General features: G+C 62.7%; 18 protein-coding genes and 5 tRNA genes. 3 read left to right on the top strand and 20 right to left on the bottom strand.

The genetic code is table 11. The features are described 5' to 3' along the window. Positions 1-43 precede the first annotated feature (43 nt). From rplJ to ABE493_RS10270, 12 genes are all read right to left on the bottom strand, one after another. A complete protein-coding gene (rplJ, locus tag ABE493_RS10325) occupies positions 44-580 on the bottom strand; it encodes a 50S ribosomal protein L10 (protein ID WP_057630025.1) in 537 nt (178 codons plus the stop codon). A gap of 477 nt (positions 581-1,057) precedes the next feature. Continuing rightward, positions 1,058-1,756, bottom strand: coding sequence for a 50S ribosomal protein L1 (rplA, locus tag ABE493_RS10320; RefSeq protein ID WP_346498831.1), 699 nt, complete (start codon positions 1,754-1,756; stop codon positions 1,058-1,060). Positions 1,757-1,760: 4 nt separating this feature from the next. Then, a complete protein-coding gene (gene rplK / locus ABE493_RS10315; protein WP_057630030.1) occupies positions 1,761-2,189 on the bottom strand; it encodes a 50S ribosomal protein L11 in 429 nt (142 codons plus the stop codon). A gap of 194 nt (positions 2,190-2,383) precedes the next feature. Beyond that, the gene (gene nusG / locus ABE493_RS10310) at positions 2,384-2,944 is read right to left on the bottom strand and encodes a transcription termination/antitermination protein NusG (protein WP_346498830.1); all 561 of its coding nucleotides are present in this window, start codon (positions 2,942-2,944) and stop codon (positions 2,384-2,386) included. A gap of 10 nt (positions 2,945-2,954) precedes the next feature. Further along, positions 2,955-3,365 (bottom strand): preprotein translocase subunit SecE, encoded by a 411-nt coding sequence (gene secE / locus ABE493_RS10305; RefSeq protein WP_346498829.1) that lies wholly within the window; start codon positions 3,363-3,365, stop codon positions 2,955-2,957. A gap of 50 nt (positions 3,366-3,415) precedes the next feature. Beyond that, a tRNA-Trp gene (locus ABE493_RS10300) sits at positions 3,416-3,491 on the bottom strand. Between the two features lie 104 nt (positions 3,492-3,595). Continuing rightward, positions 3,596-4,786 carry an elongation factor Tu gene (tuf, locus tag ABE493_RS10295; protein WP_346498828.1) on the bottom strand — a complete coding sequence of 397 codons (1,191 nt, stop codon included), beginning with the start codon at positions 4,784-4,786 and terminating at the stop codon, positions 3,596-3,598. 46 nt (positions 4,787-4,832) lie between these two features. Next, positions 4,833-4,908: transfer RNA gene (locus tag ABE493_RS10290), tRNA-Thr, on the bottom strand. 38 nt (positions 4,909-4,946) lie between these two features. Further along, positions 4,947-5,020: transfer RNA gene (locus tag ABE493_RS10285), tRNA-Gly, on the bottom strand. Positions 5,021-5,048: 28 nt separating this feature from the next. Continuing rightward, positions 5,049-5,134, bottom strand: a tRNA-Tyr gene (locus tag ABE493_RS10280). A 137-nt stretch (positions 5,135-5,271) separates the two neighbouring features. After that, a complete protein-coding gene (locus ABE493_RS10275; RefSeq protein WP_346498827.1) occupies positions 5,272-6,291 on the bottom strand; it encodes an isoaspartyl peptidase/L-asparaginase family protein in 1,020 nt (339 codons plus the stop codon). Between the two features lie 183 nt (positions 6,292-6,474). Further along, a complete protein-coding gene (locus tag ABE493_RS10270) occupies positions 6,475-7,518 on the bottom strand; it encodes a cyanophycinase (protein WP_430980757.1) in 1,044 nt (347 codons plus the stop codon). A 158-nt stretch (positions 7,519-7,676) separates the two neighbouring features. Here ABE493_RS10270 and ABE493_RS10265 point away from each other — a divergent pair, with 158 nt between their 5' ends. Then, positions 7,677-10,466, top strand: coding sequence for a TonB-dependent receptor plug domain-containing protein (locus ABE493_RS10265; RefSeq protein WP_346498825.1), 2,790 nt, complete (start codon positions 7,677-7,679; stop codon positions 10,464-10,466). 826 nt (positions 10,467-11,292) lie between these two features. Here the strand turns inward: ABE493_RS10265 and ychF are convergent. The 8 genes from ychF to ABE493_RS10225 all read right to left on the bottom strand — a co-directional run bounded on the left by ychF (position 11,293) and on the right by ABE493_RS10225 (position 18,174). Then, entirely contained in the window at positions 11,293-12,384 is a 1,092-nt protein-coding gene (ychF, locus tag ABE493_RS10260) for a redox-regulated ATPase YchF (protein WP_346498824.1), read from the bottom strand. Positions 12,385-12,468: 84 nt separating this feature from the next. After that, positions 12,469-13,047 carry an aminoacyl-tRNA hydrolase gene (gene pth / locus ABE493_RS10255; RefSeq protein WP_346498823.1) on the bottom strand — a complete coding sequence of 193 codons (579 nt, stop codon included), beginning with the start codon at positions 13,045-13,047 and terminating at the stop codon, positions 12,469-12,471. Positions 13,048-13,100: 53 nt separating this feature from the next. After that, positions 13,101-13,703, bottom strand: a complete 603-nt coding sequence (locus ABE493_RS10250) for a 50S ribosomal protein L25/general stress protein Ctc (protein WP_346498822.1) — start codon at positions 13,701-13,703, stop codon at positions 13,101-13,103. Positions 13,704-13,808: 105 nt separating this feature from the next. Next, positions 13,809-14,768: a ribose-phosphate diphosphokinase gene (locus ABE493_RS10245; RefSeq protein WP_346498821.1), complete on the bottom strand. Its 960-nt coding sequence runs from the start codon at positions 14,766-14,768 to the stop codon at positions 13,809-13,811. A 109-nt stretch (positions 14,769-14,877) separates the two neighbouring features. Further along, positions 14,878-14,954, bottom strand: a tRNA-Gln gene (locus ABE493_RS10240). A 3-nt stretch (positions 14,955-14,957) separates the two neighbouring features. Next, entirely contained in the window at positions 14,958-15,836 is an 879-nt protein-coding gene (ispE, locus tag ABE493_RS10235; RefSeq protein ID WP_346498820.1) for a 4-(cytidine 5'-diphospho)-2-C-methyl-D-erythritol kinase, read from the bottom strand. Beyond that, positions 15,833-16,495 (bottom strand): lipoprotein insertase outer membrane protein LolB, encoded by a 663-nt coding sequence (gene lolB, locus ABE493_RS10230; RefSeq protein ID WP_346498819.1) that lies wholly within the window; start codon positions 16,493-16,495, stop codon positions 15,833-15,835. Before lolB ends, ispE begins: the two co-directional genes overlap by 4 nt. Next, complete coding sequence (locus tag ABE493_RS10225; protein WP_346498818.1) at positions 16,492-18,174, bottom strand: tetratricopeptide repeat protein; 1,683 nt, start codon at positions 18,172-18,174, stop codon at positions 16,492-16,494. The genes lolB and ABE493_RS10225 overlap by 4 nt, the downstream gene beginning before the upstream one ends. Before the next feature lie 67 nt (positions 18,175-18,241). On the opposite strand from ABE493_RS10225, the gene hemA reads away from it, so the two are divergent. Beyond that, positions 18,242-19,525 carry a glutamyl-tRNA reductase gene (gene hemA / locus ABE493_RS10220; RefSeq protein WP_346498817.1) on the top strand — a complete coding sequence of 428 codons (1,284 nt, stop codon included), beginning with the start codon at positions 18,242-18,244 and terminating at the stop codon, positions 19,523-19,525. Then, positions 19,503-20,588, top strand: a complete 1,086-nt coding sequence (gene prfA, locus ABE493_RS10215; protein WP_346498838.1) for a peptide chain release factor 1 — start codon at positions 19,503-19,505, stop codon at positions 20,586-20,588. The genes hemA and prfA overlap by 23 nt, the downstream gene beginning before the upstream one ends. Positions 20,589-20,691: the final 103 nt, after the last annotated feature.

Below are 20,691 nucleotides of genomic sequence, written 5' to 3'. Positions count from 1 at the left end.
ATTCTGGATTGAGGTTCCGTGCGGAACCACGTGGACGTCGAACTTAGACAGCTTCGGCTTCAGCGGCCGGCGCTGCAGCTTCCGCTGCGCCACCTTCCTGCTTTTCACCGATAGCCTTGACGGCGCGGGCGAACATGGTGACCGGCTCGGTCAGGACGCGGGCCAACATGGCCAGTGCCTGATCACGGGTCGGCAACGATGCCAGCACGTCGACGTGGCTGGCCGGGAAGATTTCCCCGCCGATTGCCACGACCTTCGCCTTCAGCTTGTCGTTACCCTTGGCTGCATCCTTGATCAGGCGACCGGCTGCGCCGGGCTCCTCAAGCGAAAACGCATACAGCAGCGGACCAACCATCTGGTCTTTTGCAACTGCGAAATCGGTGCCTTCAACGGCGCGCGAGGCCAGCGTGTTCTTGACAACTTTCAAGAAAACACCGGTTTCGCGGGCCTGCTTACGCATCGCGGTCATTTGAGCGACCGTGGTGCCAGCGTATTCGGCTGCGATCAAGGAGTGGGCCTTGGCGGCGATGTCTGCCAGCTCGGCGACTACTTCTTGCTTCTGGGACAGATTGAGAGCCATTGCACTCCTCCGTTTAAGCGGGGATTGGTGATTCGGACCCTGGGTTCGCGCAAGCGGTATTACCGCGTTTGCCAACCGTTACGTTCGAATCTCTAATCTCTGCTTCAAACATATTCCGCTTACGGCTCCTAGCCGTGTGCGGTCCTGGGCGGCATCCATCCTGGACGCCGGGAACATCGGGTGATGTTCCGGTGGTGGCCGTTCTAGAGCTGGAGTGCAAACCTGGGTGAACCCAGACGTACGTGAACCAGAAAAATCCAGAAGGGCGGCACCATCTACGCAGGGTGATTCGAGAACGAATCGATTAAGCGATCTCGCTGTGCCGGCGGCGACTCCTTGCCAAATCGAGCTTCCGTGCCCGTCGCCGGTATGCGCTGACCGCGCCTGCGGTCTTTGACGGCTCCACGCGGGTAAACCCGCGCGACGCCTTCAAAATGACGGCTCCGGCACCAAAGGTACCGAAGCCGCTTGAAACAATTACTTCAGGGTCAGCGAGGACTGATCAACCGTCACGCCCGGGCCCATCGTCGAGCTGACCGATACCTTCTGCAGGTACAGGCCCTTCGAGGTAGCCGGCTTGGCCTTGATCAGGTCCAGCAGCAGTGCCTGCAGGTTCGACTGCAGCGCGCCGTTTTCGAAGCTGGCCTTGCCGATGGTGCAGTGGATGATGCCGGCCTTGTCAGTGCGGTAACGCACCTGACCCGACTTGGCATTCTTGACGGCTTCGCCCGGGTTGGCCGAAACGGTGCCGACCTTCGGGTTCGGCATCAGGCCGCGCGGGCCCAGCAGCGTACCCAGCTTACCGACAACGCGCATGGCGTCCGGGGTAGCGATGACGACGTCATAGTTCAGATCGCCGGCCTGCATCTTCTCAGCCAGGTCGTCCATGCCGACAGCTTCGGCGCCAGCGGCCAGGGCTTCGTCAGCCTTGGCACCGGCCGGAGCAAACACGGCCACGCGGACCGACTTGCCGGTACCAGCCGGCAGCACGGTGGAACCGCGAACCTGCTGGTCGGACTTCTTGGCGTCAACGCCAAGACGGACAGCAACGTCGATCGACTCGACGAACTTGGCCTTGGTGACGGTCTTCAGGATGTTGATTGCGTCCTCGAAGGCATATGCCTTACCCGGGACAACGGCGGCCGCAATGGCCTTTTCGCGCTTATTCAGTGCCATCAGATTAACCCTCTACCACCAAGCCCATGGAACGGGCAGAGCCCGCAATCGTACGCACGGCGGCGTCAAGGCTGGCAGCCGTCAGATCCGGCTCCTTTGCCTTGCAGATTTCTTCCAGCTGCGCACGCGTCACCTTGCCCACCTTGTCGGTGTTCGGCTTCTTCGAGCCCGAAGAAATGCCAGCGGCCTTCTTCAGCAGCGTGGTCGCAGGGGTGCTCTTGGTGATGAAGGTGAACGTACGGTCCGAATAGGCCGTGATGATCACCGGCACCGGCAGACCCGGCTCCAGCTTCTGCGTAGCAGCGTTGAACGCCTTGCAGAATTCCATGATGTTCAGGCCGCGCTGACCCAGCGCAGGACCGACCGGCGGCGAGGGATTGGCCTGACCGGCCTTTACCTGCAGCTTGATATAACCAACTACTTTCTTTGCCATTGAAGTACTCTCCGGGTGCTAGCGCCTTACGACAACAGGCTCCCCATCGGACCGGGAATCACGCGTCCCGGCATCGCGTTATGAATTCACACCAAAGGCCACCTTGCGGCAGCCTTGGATTTGCTCCCACATTGGGGAGCCGAAAATTGTAGCAGCTTTTTGCGACGCCACCTGAACAGGTGGCGCGGCCAGCGTCAGATCGCCTTTTCGACCTGGCCGAACTCGAGCTCGACCGGGGTGGCGCGACCAAAGATCAGCACCGAGACGCGCAGACGGCTCTTCTCGTAATTGACTTCTTCGACAACGCCGTTGAAATCGTTGAACGGGCCTTCGGTGACACGGACCATCTGGCCCGGCTCGAACAGCACCTTCGGACGCGGCTTCTCGACACCTTCCTGAACGCGATTCAGGATGGCAGCAGCCTCACTGTCCTGGATCGGCAGCGGGCGATCCGCAGTGCCGCCAATGAAACCCATGACCTTCGGGGTTTCCTTGACCAAGTGCCAGCTTTCGTTGTCGATACGCGGGATACCGGCTTCTTCGTGGGTTTCGATCTGTACCAGCACGTAACCCGGGAAGAACTTGCGCTCGGAGCGGCGCTTCTGGCCTGCGCGCATTTCCACCACTTCTTCCGTGGGGACCAGCACATCACCAAAAAGCTCCTGCATCTCGTCGCGCACAATGCGATCACGCAGTGTCTGCGCAACCGACTTCTCAAAGCCTGAATAGGCGTGAACGACGTACCAACGCTTCACAGATATCTCCTTAACGACCCAAGAACCACTGGGTCAGCTTCTGGATCACGAAATCGAAACCACCCAACAGCAGGCTCAGCACGATAACCACCACTACCACTACCCACGTCATGCGGATAGCTTCCTGGCGGGTCGGCCACACAACCTTGCGCAGCTCGAAACGGGATTCAGAAAGGAATTCAATTGTCTGACGGCCCTTCGTGGTCAGCAGGAATACTGCACCACCAGCCACCAGACCCAAAACCACTGCCAGTGCACGCCACTGACCCGCCCATGCGCCCAACTGGGCAGCACGCGGCTGATCGGCGAACCAGAACCAGACAAACAGACCCGCCAGCACCAACAGCGCAGCGCCGACGTACTTGACGATATCGCCACCCGATGACGCGGCGGACTTGGAATGTTCGATCTTGCTGTTCATCCGACTCTTGTAGCTGGTGCGACCAAGGTCACTGGATAGAGAGTTGCAAGTGGCACGCCAGGAGGGACTCGAACCCCCAACCTGCGGTTTTGGAGACCGCTGCTCTGCCAATTGAGCTACTGGCGTATGACTTGACTGTTACACATCACCTTAGACGGCGAAGGCGGACCGAGTTACCCGGCCCGCCTTTCGCGCAACCAACAGCAGTTACTGCTGGCGCTACAGGCTTATTACGCGACGATCTTTGCAACCACGCCGGCGCCGACGGTACGGCCACCTTCGCGGATTGCGAAGCGCAGGCCTTCGTCCATTGCCACCGGGTTGATCAGGGTGACAACCATCTTGACGTTGTCGCCCGGCATCACCATCTCGACGCCTTCCGGCAGCTCGCAAGCGCCGGTGATGTCGGTGGTACGGAAGTAGAACTGCGGACGGTAGCCCTTGAAGAACGGGGTATGACGGCCACCCTCATCCTTCGACAGAACGTACACTTCGGCTTCGAACTGGGTGTGCGGCTTGATCGAACCCGGCTTGGCCAGAACCTGGCCACGCTCGACGTCATCACGCTTGGTGCCACGCAGCAGCAGACCGGCGTTGTCGCCTGCCTGACCCTGGTCGAGCAGCTTGCGGAACATTTCCACACCGGTGACGGTGGTCTTCTGGACCGGACGGATACCGACGATTTCGATTTCTTCGCCGACCTTGATCACGCCGCGCTCGATACGACCGGTCACCACGGTGCCGCGGCCCGAGATCGAGAACACGTCTTCCACCGGCATCAGGAACGGCTTGTCAACATCGCGCTCCGGGGTCGGGATCCAGCTGTCCAGTGCATCGACCAGCTTCAGGATGGCCGGCACGCCGATTTCGCTCTGGTCACCCTCCAGTGCCATACGCGCCGAACCGTGAACGATCGGGGTGTCGTCGCCCGGGAAGTCGTACTTGCTCAGCAGCTCACGAACTTCCATTTCGACCAGCTCAAGCAGCTCGGCGTCGTCAACCATGTCGGCCTTGTTCAGGAACACGACGATGTACGGCACGCCGACCTGACGCGACAGCAGGATGTGCTCGCGGGTCTGCGGCATCGGGCCATCAGCGGCCGAGCACACCAGAATCGCGCCGTCCATCTGAGCAGCACCGGTGATCATGTTCTTGACGTAGTCAGCATGGCCCGGGCAATCGACGTGGGCGTAGTGACGGTTGGCCGATTCGTACTCAACGTGCGCGGTGGAGATCGTGATACCACGAGCCTTCTCTTCCGGCGCGGCGTCGATAGCCGAGTAATCCTTGAATTCGCCACCGAAGCGCTCTGCACCGATCTTGGTCAGTGCGGCGGTCAGCGTGGTCTTGCCATGATCGACGTGGCCGATGGTGCCGACGTTGACGTGCGGCTTGGTACGCTCGAACTTACCCTTGGACATGGCTGCTTCTTCTCGGTAACAGGTTGGTTATGCACTATCGGCAAGATGGTGCTCACGAAAGGAATCGAACCTTCGACCTCCTCCTTACCAAGGAGGTGCTCTACCGACTGAGCTACGTGAGCGAGTTGTCTATTATGCCGTGTTTTTTCGTTTCGTTCAATGGAGCGGGAGACGGGAATCGAACCCGCACCATTAGCTTGGAAGGCTAAGGTTCTACCGTTGAACTACTCCCGCACCGGGAAAACACGTCACAACATAAAACTGGTGGAGGGAGGTGGATTCGAACCACCGAAGGCGTAAGCCAGCAGATTTACAGTCTGCCCCCGTTGGCCGCTTGGGTATCCCTCCATTCCACTCCCTTGTCTAGGACCGGCGGCCTTGCCGGTCAGGGGTGGGTGAGCTCGCTATTTTGGTGATCAGCGCCGATGCTGTCAACAGAAATCTTCACATTCGGTGAATTTTCTTTTCGGCATCGGCGGTGCCGATCACTCGCCGGGCATCTTAATCTTTTCGTCGGCGAAAATCGCCACATGCGGCACGCCATCGGCACCAATCCAACCGCGGTACATGCCTTCGGTATTGAAGGGGAATGCCGCCTTGCCATCAGCAGACAACACGATGCCACCGCCATCGCCACCGAGCTCGGGAATGCGCTTGACGATGACTTCATCGCCGGCCTGTGCCGGCGTTTCCTTCAAGTACTTCATGCGTGCGCATATTTCATGCGCCACCGACAGACGGATGTAGTACTCGCCCCAGCCCGTGCCTGAAACCGCGCACTGGTCGCTGGCATAGGTGCCGGCACCGATGATCGGCGAATCACCCACACGCCCATAGCGTTTATTAGTCATGCCGCCGGTGGACGTGCCCGCTGCGAGCTTGCCCTGGTTGTCCAGCGCAACGGCACCGACGGTGCCGAAATGCTTGGCGGTTTCCAGGTCGGTGTGCGCCTGCCCTGCGGTTTCTTCCTTCAATGCACGCTGCAGCTGCTCCCAGCGCTTTTCGGTGCGGAAGTAGGACGGATCGACCAGCTCGATCTTCTGTTCGGCAGCGAACATCTCCGCGCCCTGCCCCACCATCATCACGTGCGGCGAATGCTCCATCACCGCGCGCGCGAGCAGGATCGGATTCTTCACCGTATGCACGCCAGCCACCGCACCGGCACGCAGCGTGGCGCCATCCATCAGCGAGGAATCCAGCTCGTTCTTGCCGTCATGCGTGAACACCGCTCCACGCCCGGCATTGAAGGTCGGGTCGTTCTCCAGCACGGTGATGGCGGCAGTCACCGCATCCAGCGCCGGCTTGCCCGCGACCAGTGCCTGATGGCCCTGACGCAGCGCCTCGGTCAAGGCCGCACGCGCCGCACGCTCCTCTGCAGCACTGAAGTCCTTGCGCTCGACGCCGGCCCCGCCGTGAATCACCAGCAAGGGAGAAACCTCGGCTGCAGCGGCAGCCCCCGAGGACAGCGACGCCAGGCCCAGCAGTACCGCAGAAGTCAGCTTCATGTTTCTTCACTCCCGAATGGAACCCGATTCTAGGCAGGTGCCAGCCGCTGTGAACAGTGACCGCAGCCACCCGTGCCCACAGCGCCGACACAACCGCAGCCGCAGCGCCGTCGAGAATGGCAACGGGTGCATGACAAGAAAAAAAAAGGGGCCAAAGCCCCTTTTCCTACGCAGCGTGCATCCTCATTCGGGATGCAGCTTCAACTCGCCAGCAACGACGCTGGCCATTGCAGTGAACGCGGCGTTGTCGACCTTGAACCCATCCAGATGCAGGCGGCTGCCTTCCCCTACCCCGGTTACCGGGATAGCACTGAATTCCAGCGGTTCGCCATTGCTGAGCCGGTCGGCCGTGCGCTGCGGCATCACCAACCATGCATAACCATCGTTCAAGGAATACACACGTCCACGGCCATCGGCCTCGACACATAGCGCCGTGTCCTCATCCACGCCGATGCCTACGATGTCGTCCCGCCCCTTGTCCTGCGCGGCGCGGGCCACAAACACGATCAAACGACCCAGCCGGTCACGCTTGGCGAAGTGGGTGTCGGTGACCACGTTGGACAGATAGGGCATGGTCAGGAAATCCCGGTCCATGGTCACCTCGCTGCCCATCGGATCGTTCAGCGCGGTCGGGGAATTGACGCTGCCACCGTCCAGCGCGCCATAGGCGTAGCCACCCAGGATGGCCAGCCCCGCGCTGGTACCGCCGATCGGCTTGCCGGCGCGGATGTGCTCATTGAGCGCGGTATTGAGTTCGGTGCCCTTCCAGAAGCGGATGTAACGCGCCTGGTCGCCACCGGCGATGAAGATTGCATCGGCAGCGCGCACCACCCGCAGCACGGCCGGATCGTCGGCGGCCTTGCGACTGTCGAACACCAGCGTCTGCACCGCAGTGACGCCACCGATGTCGTTGTAGAGCTCTTTCTGCATGTTGTCGTCACCGGAGGCGCGCAGGATCACCACGCGGCCATGCCCGGCACGTTCAACCCACCAATGGAATGCCTCGGGCACCCAGTCGCCGCCGCCCATCAACAGCATCGCCGGCTCGGTCTTGCCGGGACGCGGGGCAGCAAGATCACCCACTTCGTAATACGTGTAGCCGGGCGCGCCAGGACCGCGCGAATCCTGCGCATGGGCCGCACCTGCGGCAGCGATGGCCACCACTACCAGGGCCAGCCGCCCAAGCCAGGAACTCTTACGTTTCATCGCGCACTCCAGCCCACACATGTAACCGCTTCCAGCTGTAATGCCAGACTTTCCGGCAGTGGTCAAGCGTGTAAAAAAGGTGTTAGATGCTGTGGACCCATTCACATTTCAGACAGGGTTGGGCGGCATTCCCTGACAGCCGGATGGGCATCCCAGAACATTCATTAGAGAGCCGATTCATGCGTAAACACGCAATGGTGTGTTCAATCCAACTGGCCCTGTTGTCGATGGCCGCCCCTGCCCTGGCGCAGAACAGCCCCCAAGGCCAACCCCAGCAACTGGACACGGTGCAGGTCACCGGCTCACGCATTCCGCGCGCCCAGGTCGAAGGCCCGGCGCCGGTCACGGTGGTGACTGCTGAACAGATCAAGTCCGCCGGCTTCACCTCGGTGCCCGACGTACTGCGCTCACTGAGCCAGAACAGTGGCAGCACCCAAGGGCAGCAGAACACCACGGGCGCCCAATCCACACCGGGCGCACAGGCAGTGGACCTGCGCGGGCTCGGGCCGAATCACACCCTGGTGCTGGTCAACGGCCGCCGCATCGCCGACTTCCCGCTGCCGCTCAACGGCCGCAGCAACTTCACGGACGTCGGCAACATCCCGCTGGGCATGATCGATCGCATTGAAGTGCTGACCGGCAGCGCATCGGCCGTTTACGGCTCCGATGCCATGGCCGGCGTCATCAACTTCATCCTCAAAAAATCTACTGACGGCACCACCATCGATTACCGGTTTGGCGACACCAGCCGCGGCGGTGGCACCTCGCACAACCTGACCCTTACCACCGGCTTCGACCAAGGCGGCTTCAGCGGCATCGTCGGTGTTGAGCTGATCGATAAGCGTCCGCTCTGGGGCACCGACCGCAGCGTGCAGGATTCAACATTGGATTCACCTGCGGAAGAGCGCCGGTTGCCGCGTCTCATCGCCCAGCTGCAGAACTGGGACGACGATGAAAACATCGCACCGGACGACGGCTGCGCGGCAATGGCTGGCCTCAACGGCGGCACCACCGTGCTCGCCGAGAACGACCTCGGCCCGTATTGCGGCAGCGAGCGCGCAATTGCCTACCGCACCATCCAGAACGAGCGCAAAGGCTTCAATGCCTATGGCTCGTTCGAATACCGCTTCAATGACGCTCTGTCATGGTTTGCCGATGTCCAGCTCGGCCAGCAGAAGGTCAAGCTGCTGACCGGCACCAACAGCAACGATGTCGCCAGCGACCATATGGGCTGGGAATTCCATGACCCGAACTCGTCCGGCAACTACCGCAACAAGATCTTCTACAACGCCACCACCGAGCGTTACGAAAACTGGGCGCGTCAATTCACTCCGGAAGAAGTGGGTGGCCTGCGGAATCGCATGAACACCACCACCCAGAAGACCTTTGCGGTGACCACCGGCCTGAAGGGCATGATCGCCGAGGAATGGAACTGGGAGGCCGCTTACAACCACTCCCAGTACAAGGCTGACGTCAAAATGCCGCGCATCAAGGCGGCTGCGGCCAACCGCCTGTTCCTTGGCGAGCTGCAGGGCTATGACGATGACGGCATTGCGATCTACACCCCGGATCCGGCACGGCTGTTCACGCCACTGACCCAGGCCGAATTCGCCTCGATCGGGGCGATGTCCACCTTCCGTCCGGAAGCCAAGAACGACAATCTCAGCTTTACGGTAGACAACGCGTCGCTGTTCTCGATGCCTGCTGGCGATGTCGGCTTCGCAGGTGCCGTCGAGTACGGCAAGCAGTCCTATGAGATCAACCCCGATCCGCTTGCGCTCACCGAAGATGCCTACTATGGCCCGCGCTATGGTGATGGTCATGGCGATCGCGACCACTGGAGTGCTGCCGGCGAACTGCGCTTGCCATTGGCTTCGAGCCTGCAGGCAAGCGTAGCCGGGCGCTATGACCGCTACAGCTACGGCAACAAGAACCCGGGCAAATTCACCTACAGCGCCGGTCTGGAATGGCGTCCGTTGGATACCTTGCTGCTGCGCAGCTCCTACGGCACCGGCTTCCGCGCACCGGACATGCACTACCTGTTTGCCGGGAACGATTACTACCGCACCCGCTTCGCCACCGACTACTTCCAGTGCCGCACCGCCGAGCCCGGTGTCACTGACGGGTATTGCTATGACGACGGCAGCTATGACGGCAGCACGTTCGATGTCTACAGCGGCAACATGAATCTGGATGAGGAGACCAGCAAGTCGTTCTCGGCCGGCTTCGTCTGGTCGCCGGTGGCCAACTTCGACCTGGCAGTGGATTACTACAAGATCCGGATCGAGAACCAGGTACAGACGCAGGACCGCGAGGAACTGCGCATCACCGAAGCCAACTGCCGCCTGGGCAGCACCGACAGCGGCGCAGCGGTCGACATCAACTCGCCCACCTGCGTGGACGCCTTGGCACGCGTCATCCGCGACGGCGATGGCAACATCACCAGCGTGCGTTTCGGTCCGATCAACATTGCCAACGAGGAAACCTCGGGCATCGATGTGGCCGCCAACTACCGCCTGCAGACAGCAAACGCGGGTGATTTCAGCTTCACCGGCCAGTACAACTGGACGCACCGCCACACCCGCCAGCAGTTCCCGGGCGACCCGAAGGAAGACATGCTCGATGTCAGCTTCAGCGCCACCACGCTGCCACGGGTGAAGTCGAATCTCGGCGTCAGCTGGGACAAGGGTGCGTGGGGCGCCAGCCTGTTCGGCAGCTACCTGGGCCGTGTTGCCAATTACGACAACGATGCATGGACCGAGGCCACCTGGCGCTTCAACGCCGGTGCCCGCTACGACATCACCGACCATCTGCGGGTGTCGTTGTCGGTCAACAATCTGTTCGACAAGATGCCGCCGAAGGATCCGACCTGGTCGAACTACCCGTACTACGACACCTCCTGGTTCGACAGCATGGGCCGCAGCTACTACGTGCAGCTCACCTGGAAGCTGGGCGGCAAGGCGTTGTAAGGCCTGGTCGTATGTAGTGCCAACAAGGCCCGCCAATGGCGGGCCTTGTTGTTTGCGCGAAACAGGAATGTCACCTGCAGAGGCCTGCCGACGCCAGAGGCTTCCGTAGCCTGGGCAAGCCCAGCGCCCCCCCCCCCGGGGCCTTGCGCCCGGCCGCTGCACTGCCTTGCGATGTTCATCCCCCGGGTGCGCTGCGCTTACCCGGGCTACACGGATGATCCGAATCTGTCGACGACGACAGTTCTCCACAGCGGCTGTGTGCAATGGATGGAGAAGGTTGTGGACAACTCCGTGCAGGCCTTGCACTGCAATAGTTTCAAAGCCATGGTGAATTTTTGGCCAGCACACCGGGACGCGCAGAACAGCGCGTGTTTGTAGGAGCGGCGTGAGCTGCGAAGCACGTGGATTGTCAGCTTGCAAAGGCCATCGATACGTCGGCAATACCAGCTTCGGGGCGGGCGCCCCACCCACCAACCAAAGACGCGCCCCCCCTGGGGGTGTGCGGGGAGCACCCAACCCGCCTATGCCGGCCCGCCTTGTGGGAGCGGCGTCAGCCGCGAAGCAGGTAGATCATCAGATGGCATAGCTGCCTGCCGCTTCGGCAATGCCAGCTTCGCGGCTTACGCCGCTCCCACAAACAACTCTGCCAACCTGGCTTCTCCACAGCCGCTGTGTGCAATGGATGGAGAAGGCTGTGGACAACCGTGCGCAGGCCTTGCGCTGCAAGGCTTTCAAAATTGTGGTGAAATTTTGACCAGGCAGCAGATTGCAGATACAACAAGGCCCCGCAATGCGGGGCCTTGTGGCTGCAGCAACGTCGATGTAATCAGACGTTGAAGCGGAAATGCAGCACGTCGCCTTCCTTGACGATGTAATCCTTGCCTTCCAGACGCAGGCGACCGGCTTCCTTGGCGCCCTGCTCGCCCTTGAGGTTGATGAAGTCCTCATAGCTGATGGTTTCGGCGCGGATGAAGCCACGCTCGAAGTCGGTATGGATCACGCCAGCAGCCTGCGGCGCCGTCGAACCGGCGCGCAGCTGCCATGCGCGGACTTCCTTCACGCCTGCGGTGAAGTAGGTCTGCAAGCCGAGCAGCTTGTAGCCGGCACGGATCACGCGGTTCAGGCCAGGCTCTTCCAGGCCGAGATCCTTGAGGAACTCATCGCGGTCGGCGTCATCGAGCTGCGCCATTTCTTCTTCGATGGCCGCACACACCGGTACCACTTCGGCGCCTTCCGCCTCGGCGCGGGCACGCACCAGGTCCAGCAGCGGATTGTTCTCGAAGCCGTCCTCGGCGACGTTGGCGATGTACATCAGCGGCTTCAGCGTGATCAGGAACATGTCACGGATCAACGCCTTCTCATCGGCATCGAGGCCAGCCGAACGCGCCGACTTACCCTGGTCCAGCGCCGACGCCAGCTTTTCCAGCACCGGCTTGCGGGCCAGTGCTTCCTTGTCGTTGGCCTTGGCCGCGCGGGTAGCGCGATCCAGTGCCTTCAATACCGATTCCAGATCGGCCAGCGCCAGCTCGGTATCGATAGTCTCGATATCGGCGATCGGGTCGACCTTGTTGGAGACGTGGATGACGTTGCTGTCTTCGAAGCAGCGCACGACGTGGGCGATGGCATCGGTCTCGCGGATGTGGGCCAGGAACTTGTTGCCCAGGCCTTCACCCTTGGACGCACCAGCAACCAGGCCGGCGATGTCGACGAACTCCATCGTGGTCGGGATCACCCGCTCTGGCTTGACGATGGCTGCCAGCGCGTCAAGGCGCGGATCCGGCACCGGCACGACGCCGGTGTTCGGCTCGATCGTGCAGAACGGGAAGTTGGCCGCAGCGATACCCGCCTTGGTCAGCGCATTGAACAGGGTCGACTTGCCGACATTGGGCAGACCGACGATGCCGCATTTGATACCCATGCTTGAACTCCCGTGAATGGAAAATCGGGAATGGAGAATCGGAAGGGCGTACCGCCGTTCCACTCCCCATTCCCCATTTCCTGCTCACTTGATGGTGTGCAGACGCTTCATTGCTTCGCTGAAATCGCCAGCTACCGCCAGCGGCATTACATCGATGGCCGCATCGATGGCCTGTGCCATCAGCACGGCGTCGTCCGGCGACGGACGGCCCAGTACCCAACCCACCACGCGGTCCTTGTGACCGGGATGGCCGATGCCAAGACGCAGACGGTGGAACTTGCCGTGACCGAGCAGACGGATGGTGTCACGCAGGCCGTTCTGGCCGCCATGACCGCCATCGAACTTGAGCCGGGCCACGCCGGGCGGCATGTCCAGTTCGTCGTGTGCAATCAGGGTTTCTTCCGGCTCGATCTTCCAGAACCGCTGTGCGGCGGTGACCGATTTGCCGGCAAGATTCATGTAGGTGGCCGGCTTCAACAGCCATACCGGCTGCCCAGCAATCTCGACCTTGGCGACTTCGCCAAACAATTTGCTTTCCAGCGCCCAGCGCGCGCCCTGCCGCTCTGCCAGGGCCTCAACGAAATGAAACCCAGCGTTGTGCCGGGTTCGGGCGTGTTCGGGTCCGGGGTTGCCGAGACCAACGATCAATCGCAAGCCAGTCATCTGTCAGATACACCTGCTGCGCCCGCTCCGAAGAGCGGGCGCAACATAGCCGATTACTCGGCTGCTGCTTCTTCTGCAGCGGCGGTCTTGGCGATGACAACTGCGTCGTCATGGCCCTTGCCCAGCTTCAGTGCCGGAATTTCCACGCCAGCCGGCAGCTTCAGGCCCGACAGGTAGATGATGTCACCAGCCTTCAGCTCGCCCAGGTCGACTTCGATCGACTCCGGCAGGTCCTTCGGCAAGCAGGCAATCGCCACTTCCTTCAGTTCGTGGGTGACCAGAACGTCGGCAGCCTTGCCAGCCGGCGAGGTGTCTTCGTTGATGAAGGTCAGCGGCACCGAAGCGTGCAGCACTTCATTTTCGTTCACGCGCTGGAAATCCAGGTGCATGACCAGCTGCTTGTACGGGTGACGCTGCATGTCACGCAGCAGCACCTTGTGGATGGTGCCGTCGAGGTTCAGGTCGATGATGGAGGAGTAGAACCAATCGTTGAACTGGGCCAGCCAGATTTCATTGTGGTTGAACTCGACCTTCACCGGCTCCTTGTTACCGCCGTAAACGATACCCGGGACCACACCGGCATGACGCAGGCGGCGGCTCGCACCCTGACCTTGCACGTCACGACGGGCGACTTTGATTTCGTGGGACTTTGCCATGTTGACTACTCTAGGTTGTTGCACCGCCTCGCGGCGCTGCGTAAAGACTCTTCCGCGACCAGAAGAGCCTGTTGTGATCCCCGGACACGCCGGGGACCGGATCCATCAATCCACGTACATCGAGCTGACCGACTCACCGAAGGCGATGCGGCGCATCGTCTCGGCCAGCATTTCGGCCACGCTGATCTGGCGGATCTTGGGACAGACGCGGGCCACTTCGGAAAGCGGAATCGTGTCGGTCACCACCAGCTCGTCGAGCTGGGAGTTGTTCAGATTGTCCACCGCCGGGCCCGAGAGCACGGCGTGGGTGCAGTACGCGGCAACCTTGAGTGCGCCACGCGCCTTGAGGGCAGCAGCGGCAGCACACAGGGTGCCGGCGGTGTCGACGATATCGTCGACCATCACGCAGGTCTTGCCTTCAACGTCACCGATGATGTTCATCACGGTGGCAACGTTGGCACGCGGGCGACGCTTGTCGATGATGGCCAGGTCGGCATCATCCAGGCGCTTTGCCACGGCGCGGGCGCGTACCACGCCGCCTACGTCCGGGCTGACCACGATCAGGTTGTCGGTGCCGTAAACGCGCCAGATGTCTGCCAGCAACAGCGGCGAGGCATAGACGTTGTCGACCGGCATGTCGAAGAAACCCTGGATCTGATCGGCATGCAGGTCGACCGTGAGGATCTGGTCGGTATGCACGGCCGAGAACATCTTTGCAGCAACCTTGGCGGTGATCGGCACGCGCGAGGACCGCATGCGGCGATCCTGGCGGGCGTAGCCGAAGTACGGCACCACCGCGGTGACGGAGGCGGCGCTCGCGCGCTTGAGCGCGTCGATGATCACCAGCAGCTCCATCAGGTTTTCCGCACTCGGGGCGCCGGTGGACTGGACCACGAATACATCCTGCTTACGCACGTTTTCCTGGATCTCGACCTGAACTTCGCCGTCGGAGAACTTGGAAACCAGCGCCTTGCCCGGTCTTACCCCGAGTTCCTTGCAGATGCTCTGCGCAAGGTGTTTATTGGCATTGCCGGAAAAAACCAGCAGGTTCGGGGAATCTTGCATGACAGCTCTCTCGGGCGGGGGCGAGTAGCAAAGGAAACGTGATTGCTGCAGAGGTGGCGCATATCGGCTTGCTCGCACATCCGGTGCGCTTACAGCTGGAAGGAACGTGTGGCAGGGGCGGTAGGATTCGAACCTACGAATGCCAGGATCAAAACCTGGTGCCTTGGGCCTCTTGGCGACGCCCCTGCATCAAACAATTCCCGTCGTTTCCAGCGCATCAAGCAGTGGCGAGCGATCAACGCCCGCAGCTACCCATGCCCGCAGTTGCTCCGGCAATTCCGCCAACGCCTGCTCTGCAGCAACGCGCGTGGCAAATTCGACGAAACAACCGCTTCCCGACCCCGTGAGCCGTGCCCGACCAATACCTGACAGGGCCTGGAACGTTGCCTCGATGGCAGGTTCCTGACGCCGTAGTACCGGCTCGAACGCATTTCCGAGGACGGTCCCGGAAGCGAAGTCGGCTATTTTCACGGGCTTGGCATCCCGCGTCAAATGCTGCGAACGAAAAAGTTCAGCCGTGGGCACATGAACGCCCGGATCCACCAGCAAATACCATGCTTCCGGCAGTTCGATCGGGGTCAGCAATTCGCCCACGCCTTCGGCCCAGGCGCTGCGGCCGCGCACAAATACCGGCACATCGGCGCCCAGGCCCATGCCGATGGCAGCCAGTGCGTCCTCATCCAGACCCGTGCCCCACAAGGCATTGAGCACCACCAGCACGGTGGCCGCGTCCGAGGAGCCGCCTCCAAAGCCGCCACCGGCCGGAATGTGCTTCTCGACCCGGATATCGACGCCTTTGGCGCAATTTGAGGCATTTCTCAGCGCGATAGCTGCACGAACCACCAGATCATCGGCCTCGGCGACACCTGCCACCGATGGCCCGTCACGGCGTATTTGTCCGTCTTCACGCAGGCGCAGGCCAATGCGGTCGCCCCAATCCAGCAGGCGGAAGACGGTCTGCAATAAATGGTAGCCATCGGCGCGACGGCCGGTGATCTGCAGGAAGAGATTCAATTTGGCCGGGGCCGGCCAGTACGACCAGCCCGCAGCGTCAGCAACCACGGTCATGGTGCGCCCGCGCCCCATTCATCCACAATCAGACGAACCTTGGCATCGCCATTGACCGCCTCGATACGCCGCGGCAGCGAGGGGCGCCCCGGCTCGGCCGGGTACCAGTCCAGATAGTCGACCTGCCAGCCCTGCTGGCGCAGCACCCGCGGCCGGCCTTCGGCGTCGAAACCGAGGTGCTCCGGGGCCATTCCTGATGATGTCGGCAGGCCGCGCACCCATTCGGCCAGCTGCGCTACCGGGATTTCCCAGCCAGTGGCCTGAAGCAACAGCTCGCCGGCGTTATCAGCGCTGCGTGGACCGCCCTCCAGGCCTTCCAGCCGCACCGGCTGGCCGGGCTCGCCGCCACTGAGCTGCCAGCTCTGGCGGGTGACCGGCGCCGCAAGGCTGACCTGGTAGGCCGGCCCCTGCTGCAGCCAGTCAATCCGGCCGTTGCCGCCGTTGCGGCCCTTGCTGATCGCCACCCGGCCCTGGAATGACCAGTCCGGCTGCGCCATCAAGGCCGCCTGCCGCGCCTGCGATGCGGCCTGTGCCGCTGCCGATACCTGCGCAACCTCAGCCGCCACCGGCGTGGCTTGCCGCTTGGGCACCGAGCCACAGGCCGCAAGCGCCCCAACCATCACGAGCGCCAACGGCGCCCGCCACATCATCACGTTCATACACCCAACTTTTCGATCGCACGCTGCAGCGCGCGGTTATCCGGATCCAACTTGCGGGCTTCATCAAAAAAGCGCCGCGCTTCCTCTTTCTGCCCAAGCACCCACAGCACTTCGGCCACGTGTGCGGCAATTTCCGGATCCTTGTTCAAGGTCCAGGCGCGGCGCAGGTGCACCAGCGCTTCCTCGTTGCGGCCCAGCCGGTACAGCACCCAGCCATAGCTGTCGACGATGGCGGCATTATCCGGCTCGGCGACGCGTGCGCGGTCGATCAGCTCCAAGGCTTCCTGATAGCGATGGGTGCGATCGGCCAGGGTGTAACCCAGCGCATTAAGCGCGGCGACGTTCTCCGGCTCGGCAACCAGCACCTTGCGCAGGTCGGCTTCGGCGCGCGGCACGTCATCACTGCGCTCCCATGCCAGCGCGCGGGCATAAAGCAGCGCGCTGTCGTCCGGGAATGCCGCCAGGCCACGGCCCAGCACATCAAGCTCGGCCTGGGCATTGCCATCACGCAGCTGCAATTCGGACTGAAGCAGGTAGGCATCGCGGCGCACGTCGTCATCCAGAGAGGCATCGGCCTGGATGGCCTGCACTTCCTTTTCGGCCTTGGCCTTGTCGCCCATCAGATACAACGCATTGACTGCGCGCAGCTGCGCCTCGCCGCGATGCTCGCCACCGGGCACGCCGTGGTACCAGTCCACGGCTTCCTGATAGCGCTTCAGGTATTCGGCGATCTTGCCCAGCAACAGGCGCTGGTCCGGGTCCGGCTTGCTGGCCTTGGCCGAAATGTCCTGGTAAAGCGCCAGCAGCGCCACATCATCCTTCTGCTTGGCCAGCAGCGAGGCACGCATGCCCCAGCTCTGCAGGTTCTGCTCGCCTACCGACAGCACATGTTCGGCAGCCGTGGTGTCGCCCAAGACGTCATAGGCAATGGCCAGTGCGGCGCGCAGTTCATCATCTTTCTCGGCCTTCGGCTCGATGCCCTTGAGCAGGGCCAACGCCTCGTCCTTCTTGCCGGCCTGGTTGAGCTGCGAGGCATGCAGCAGCGCCACTCGCGGCTCGTCCGGGAAGCGCTTGACCACTTCGGCCACCATGCGCCGCGACAGCTCCGGGCGCTCCATCCGCAACGCCAGCCGGCCGAACTCCTGCCAGGCCTCCAGGTCATCGGGTATCGCATTGGCATCGACCAGCTGGCCCAGCACCTGCGCCGGCACCGCCGGGTCACGGCCGCCGGTAGCCAAGGCCAGCAGCGCATAGCGCCAGGCGCGTGGCTCGGGCGAACGCAGCACCGCCAGCAGTTCCTTGCGGGCAAGCTTGGCATCGCCATTGCGCATGGCCAGCGCGCCACGGGTGCCGCGCACCGCTACCGAACCGGGGTCACGCTGTGCCCACAACGCCAGCGCCTGCTCGGCACGGCCAGCGTCATCGGCAAGCATGGCGATACGGGTGGCGCGTTCGGCCAGCCCCACGTCGCCCTTGGCTTCCTGGGCGGCCTGCAGGTACCAGCGCGCGGCGTCGGGCAGCTTGCCGGCCTGCAGCGAGAATTCGCCGGCCAGCACCGGGGTCAGCGGCAGGCCTTCAGCCGCCAGGGGCGCCTGGACCGGCACAGCCGGGGCCGCCAGCACCGGAAAAACCGGCAGGGAAAGCAACAGAACGGTGCATATGCGATTGAATACGGGCATCTGGCGCAACCGGGCCGTAAAATGGCGGCCTTCAACAGCCAGCAGCTTATCGCAAGCAACTGAACAGATGACCCTGTGGGTGCTCGGACTGAATCACCAGACTGCGCCGGTAGAACTGCGCGAACGCGCTGCCTTTGGCGGAGACGCACTGCCGCGCGCGATGGATTCCCTGCGGCAGACGCCGCAGCTGGCTGAAGCCGTATTGCTGTCCACCTGCAACCGCACCGAACTGTATGCCGTTGCCGATGACAGCAAGGCGCTGAGCCATTGGCTGGAGCACCACGCCGGCAGCCTGCAGGGCTATCTGTACCAGCACAGCGATGGCGAGGCCGTGCGCCACCTGTTCCGGGTCGCCACCGGGCTGGATTCGATGGTGCTGGGCGAGCCGCAGATCCTGGGGCAGGTCAAGGATGCCTGGGCGCTGGCCCACGACAGCGGCGCAATCGGGCAACAATTGGACCGGTTGTTCCAGCAGACCTTCTCGGTGGCCAAGCGTGCCCGTACCGACACCCGCGTCGGCGCAAATCCAATTTCCGTGGCGTCCACCGCGGTGCGGCTGGCGCAGGACTCGTTCGCGCGCATGGATGAATCCACGGTGCTGCTGGTCGGCGCCGGTGAAACCATGGAACTGGTCGCCAAGCACCTGAGCGATGCAAAGGTGAAGCGGCTGCTGATCGCCAACCGCACCGTAGCCAATGCGCAGGATCTGGCCAGCCGCCACGGTGGCGTGGCATTGCCGCTGAGCGAGCTGGAACGCCACCTGGGCGAGGCCGATGTGGTGTTCTCGGCCACCGCCGCACGCGAGCCGGTGATCCTGCACCGGCAGGTCGCCACCGCGCTGCGCTCGCGCCGGCACAAGCCGATGCTGCTGTTCGACCTGGCGGTGCCGCGCGATATCGAGGCCGAGGTCGGCAAGCTGGCCGATGCCTACCTGTACACCGTGGACGACATGGAACGGGCGGTGGAAGAAAACCGCCGTGGCCGCCGTGAAGCCGCCGCCGAGGCCGAGTCCATCATCGACCTGCAGGTCACCCGCTATCTGGAAAACCTGCGCGCCACCCGCCTGCAGGCGCCGATCCGGCAGCTGCGTGCATTCGGCGAGGCCACCCGCGCCGAGCTGCTGGCCAAGGCCCGGCAGCAACTGGCCCATGGCAAACTGCCCGACGAAGTACTTGAGCAGCTGGCGCACGGCCTGACCAACCGCCTGCTGCATCCGCCTACCGCCGCCCTGCGCCAAGCCGCGCTGGAAGGCGATACCGACCTTACCCGCGCCGCCGAGCGCCTGTTCCCGGCAACGCCCGGGTATCAACACCCCGTAGCGAGGAATGATGACGCCGACCCTGCGCCGTAAGCTGCTGGCACTGGCCGAGCGCCGTGAAGAACTGGAACGCCTGCTTTCCGACCCGGATGTGGTCGCCGACAACGAGCGCTTCCGCAATTTTTCCCGCGAGTTCTCGCAACTGGAACCCATCGCCACCGCATTGGCGAACGAAACCCGTGCGCTGGAAGACCTGGCCTCGGCCGAAGCCATGCGCGCCGACCCGGAACTGCGCGAGCTGGCCGAGGAAGAAATCAGCGCCGCCCAGGCACGCCTGCAGGCCCTGGACGAAGAACTGGCATTGCTGCTGGTGCCGCGCGACCCGCGCGATGAAGGCAACCTGTTCCTGGAAGTGCGCGCCGGTACCGGCGGCGACGAGGCGGCCATCTTTGCCGGCGACCTGTTCCGCATGTACGCCCGCTACGCCGAGCGCCAGGGCTGGAAGGTCGAAATCGAATCCGACAATCCCGGCGAACACGGCGGCTACAAGGAAATCGTGGCGCGCGTGGTTGGCCGCGGCGCCTATTCCAAGCTGAAGTTCGAATCCGGCACCCACCGCGTGCAGCGCGTGCCAGCCACCGAATCACAGGGCCGTATCCACACCTCGGCGGCAACGGTGGCGATCATTCCCGAAGCCGATGATGTTGAAGATGTGGTGATCAACCCGGCCGACCTGCGCGTGGACACCTACCGTTCCTCCGGCGCCGGTGGCCAGCACGTCAATAAGACCGAATCGGCGATCCGCATCACCCATATTCCCAGCGGCGTGGTGGTGGAATGCCAGACCGAGCGCAGCCAGCACGCCAACCGCGACAAGGCGATGAAGCGTTTGAAGGCACAGCTGCTGGATGCCGAGCGCAGCAAACAGGCCGCGGCGCAGGCCGAGTCACGGCGCCTGCAGGTTGGCAGTGGCGACCGCAGCCAGCGCATCCGCACCTACAGCTTCCCGCAGGGCCGCATCACCGACCATCGCGTTGAAGGCCTGACCCTGTACGACCTGCCGAACATCATCGAAGGCGGGCTGGACGACCTGATCGCGCGCCTGCAGCACGAACATCAGGTGGATGAGCTGGCGCGGTTGGCTGAAGGGACGTAAGCGCTTTTCCCCCTCCCTTATGCGCAGCATAGGGGAGGGCTGGGGAGGGGTAGCTTTGGATCTGGCTGTTACCCGTAGATTTAGCCATTGCTTGCAGCACAGA

It is taken from the genome of Stenotrophomonas terrae (genome assembly GCF_039674165.1).
In the GTDB taxonomy this organism is placed as follows: domain Bacteria; phylum Pseudomonadota; class Gammaproteobacteria; order Xanthomonadales; family Xanthomonadaceae; genus Stenotrophomonas; species Stenotrophomonas terrae_A.
The sequence above is the reverse complement of the archived record's forward strand: the minus strand, read 5'-3'. Positions and strand labels throughout refer to the sequence as shown.

Bases quoted from the DNA above. Each gene is read 5' to 3' on its own strand.
- rplJ (WP_057630025.1), bottom strand. From the start codon at position 580: ATGGCTCTCAATCTGTCCCAGAAGCAAGAAGTAGTCGCCGAGCTGGCA.
- rplA (WP_346498831.1), bottom strand. From the start codon at position 1,756: ATGGCACTGAATAAGCGCGAAAAGGCCATTGCGGCCGCCGTTGTCCCG.
- rplK (WP_057630030.1), bottom strand. From the start codon at position 2,189: ATGGCAAAGAAAGTAGTTGGTTATATCAAGCTGCAGGTAAAGGCCGGT.
- secE (WP_346498829.1), bottom strand. From the start codon at position 3,365: ATGAACAGCAAGATCGAACATTCCAAGTCCGCCGCGTCATCGGGTGGC.
- tuf (WP_346498828.1), bottom strand. From the start codon at position 4,786: ATGTCCAAGGGTAAGTTCGAGCGTACCAAGCCGCACGTCAACGTCGGC.
- ABE493_RS10275 (WP_346498827.1), bottom strand. From the start codon at position 6,291: ATGAAGCTGACTTCTGCGGTACTGCTGGGCCTGGCGTCGCTGTCCTCG.
- ABE493_RS10270 (WP_430980757.1), bottom strand. From the start codon at position 7,518: ATGTGTGGGCTGGAGTGCGCGATGAAACGTAAGAGTTCCTGGCTTGGG.
- ABE493_RS10265 (WP_346498825.1), top strand. From the start codon at position 7,677: ATGCGTAAACACGCAATGGTGTGTTCAATCCAACTGGCCCTGTTGTCG.
- ychF (WP_346498824.1), bottom strand. From the start codon at position 12,384: ATGGGTATCAAATGCGGCATCGTCGGTCTGCCCAATGTCGGCAAGTCG.
- pth (WP_346498823.1), bottom strand. From the start codon at position 13,047: ATGACTGGCTTGCGATTGATCGTTGGTCTCGGCAACCCCGGACCCGAA.
- ABE493_RS10250 (WP_346498822.1), bottom strand. From the start codon at position 13,703: ATGGCAAAGTCCCACGAAATCAAAGTCGCCCGTCGTGACGTGCAAGGT.
- ABE493_RS10245 (WP_346498821.1), bottom strand. From the start codon at position 14,768: ATGCAAGATTCCCCGAACCTGCTGGTTTTTTCCGGCAATGCCAATAAA.
- ispE (WP_346498820.1), bottom strand. From the start codon at position 15,836: ATGACCGTGGTTGCTGACGCTGCGGGCTGGTCGTACTGGCCGGCCCCG.
- lolB (WP_346498819.1), bottom strand. From the start codon at position 16,495: ATGAACGTGATGATGTGGCGGGCGCCGTTGGCGCTCGTGATGGTTGGG.
- ABE493_RS10225 (WP_346498818.1), bottom strand. From the start codon at position 18,174: ATGCCCGTATTCAATCGCATATGCACCGTTCTGTTGCTTTCCCTGCCG.
- hemA (WP_346498817.1), top strand. From the start codon at position 18,242: ATGACCCTGTGGGTGCTCGGACTGAATCACCAGACTGCGCCGGTAGAA.
- prfA (WP_346498838.1), top strand. From the start codon at position 19,503: ATGACGCCGACCCTGCGCCGTAAGCTGCTGGCACTGGCCGAGCGCCGT.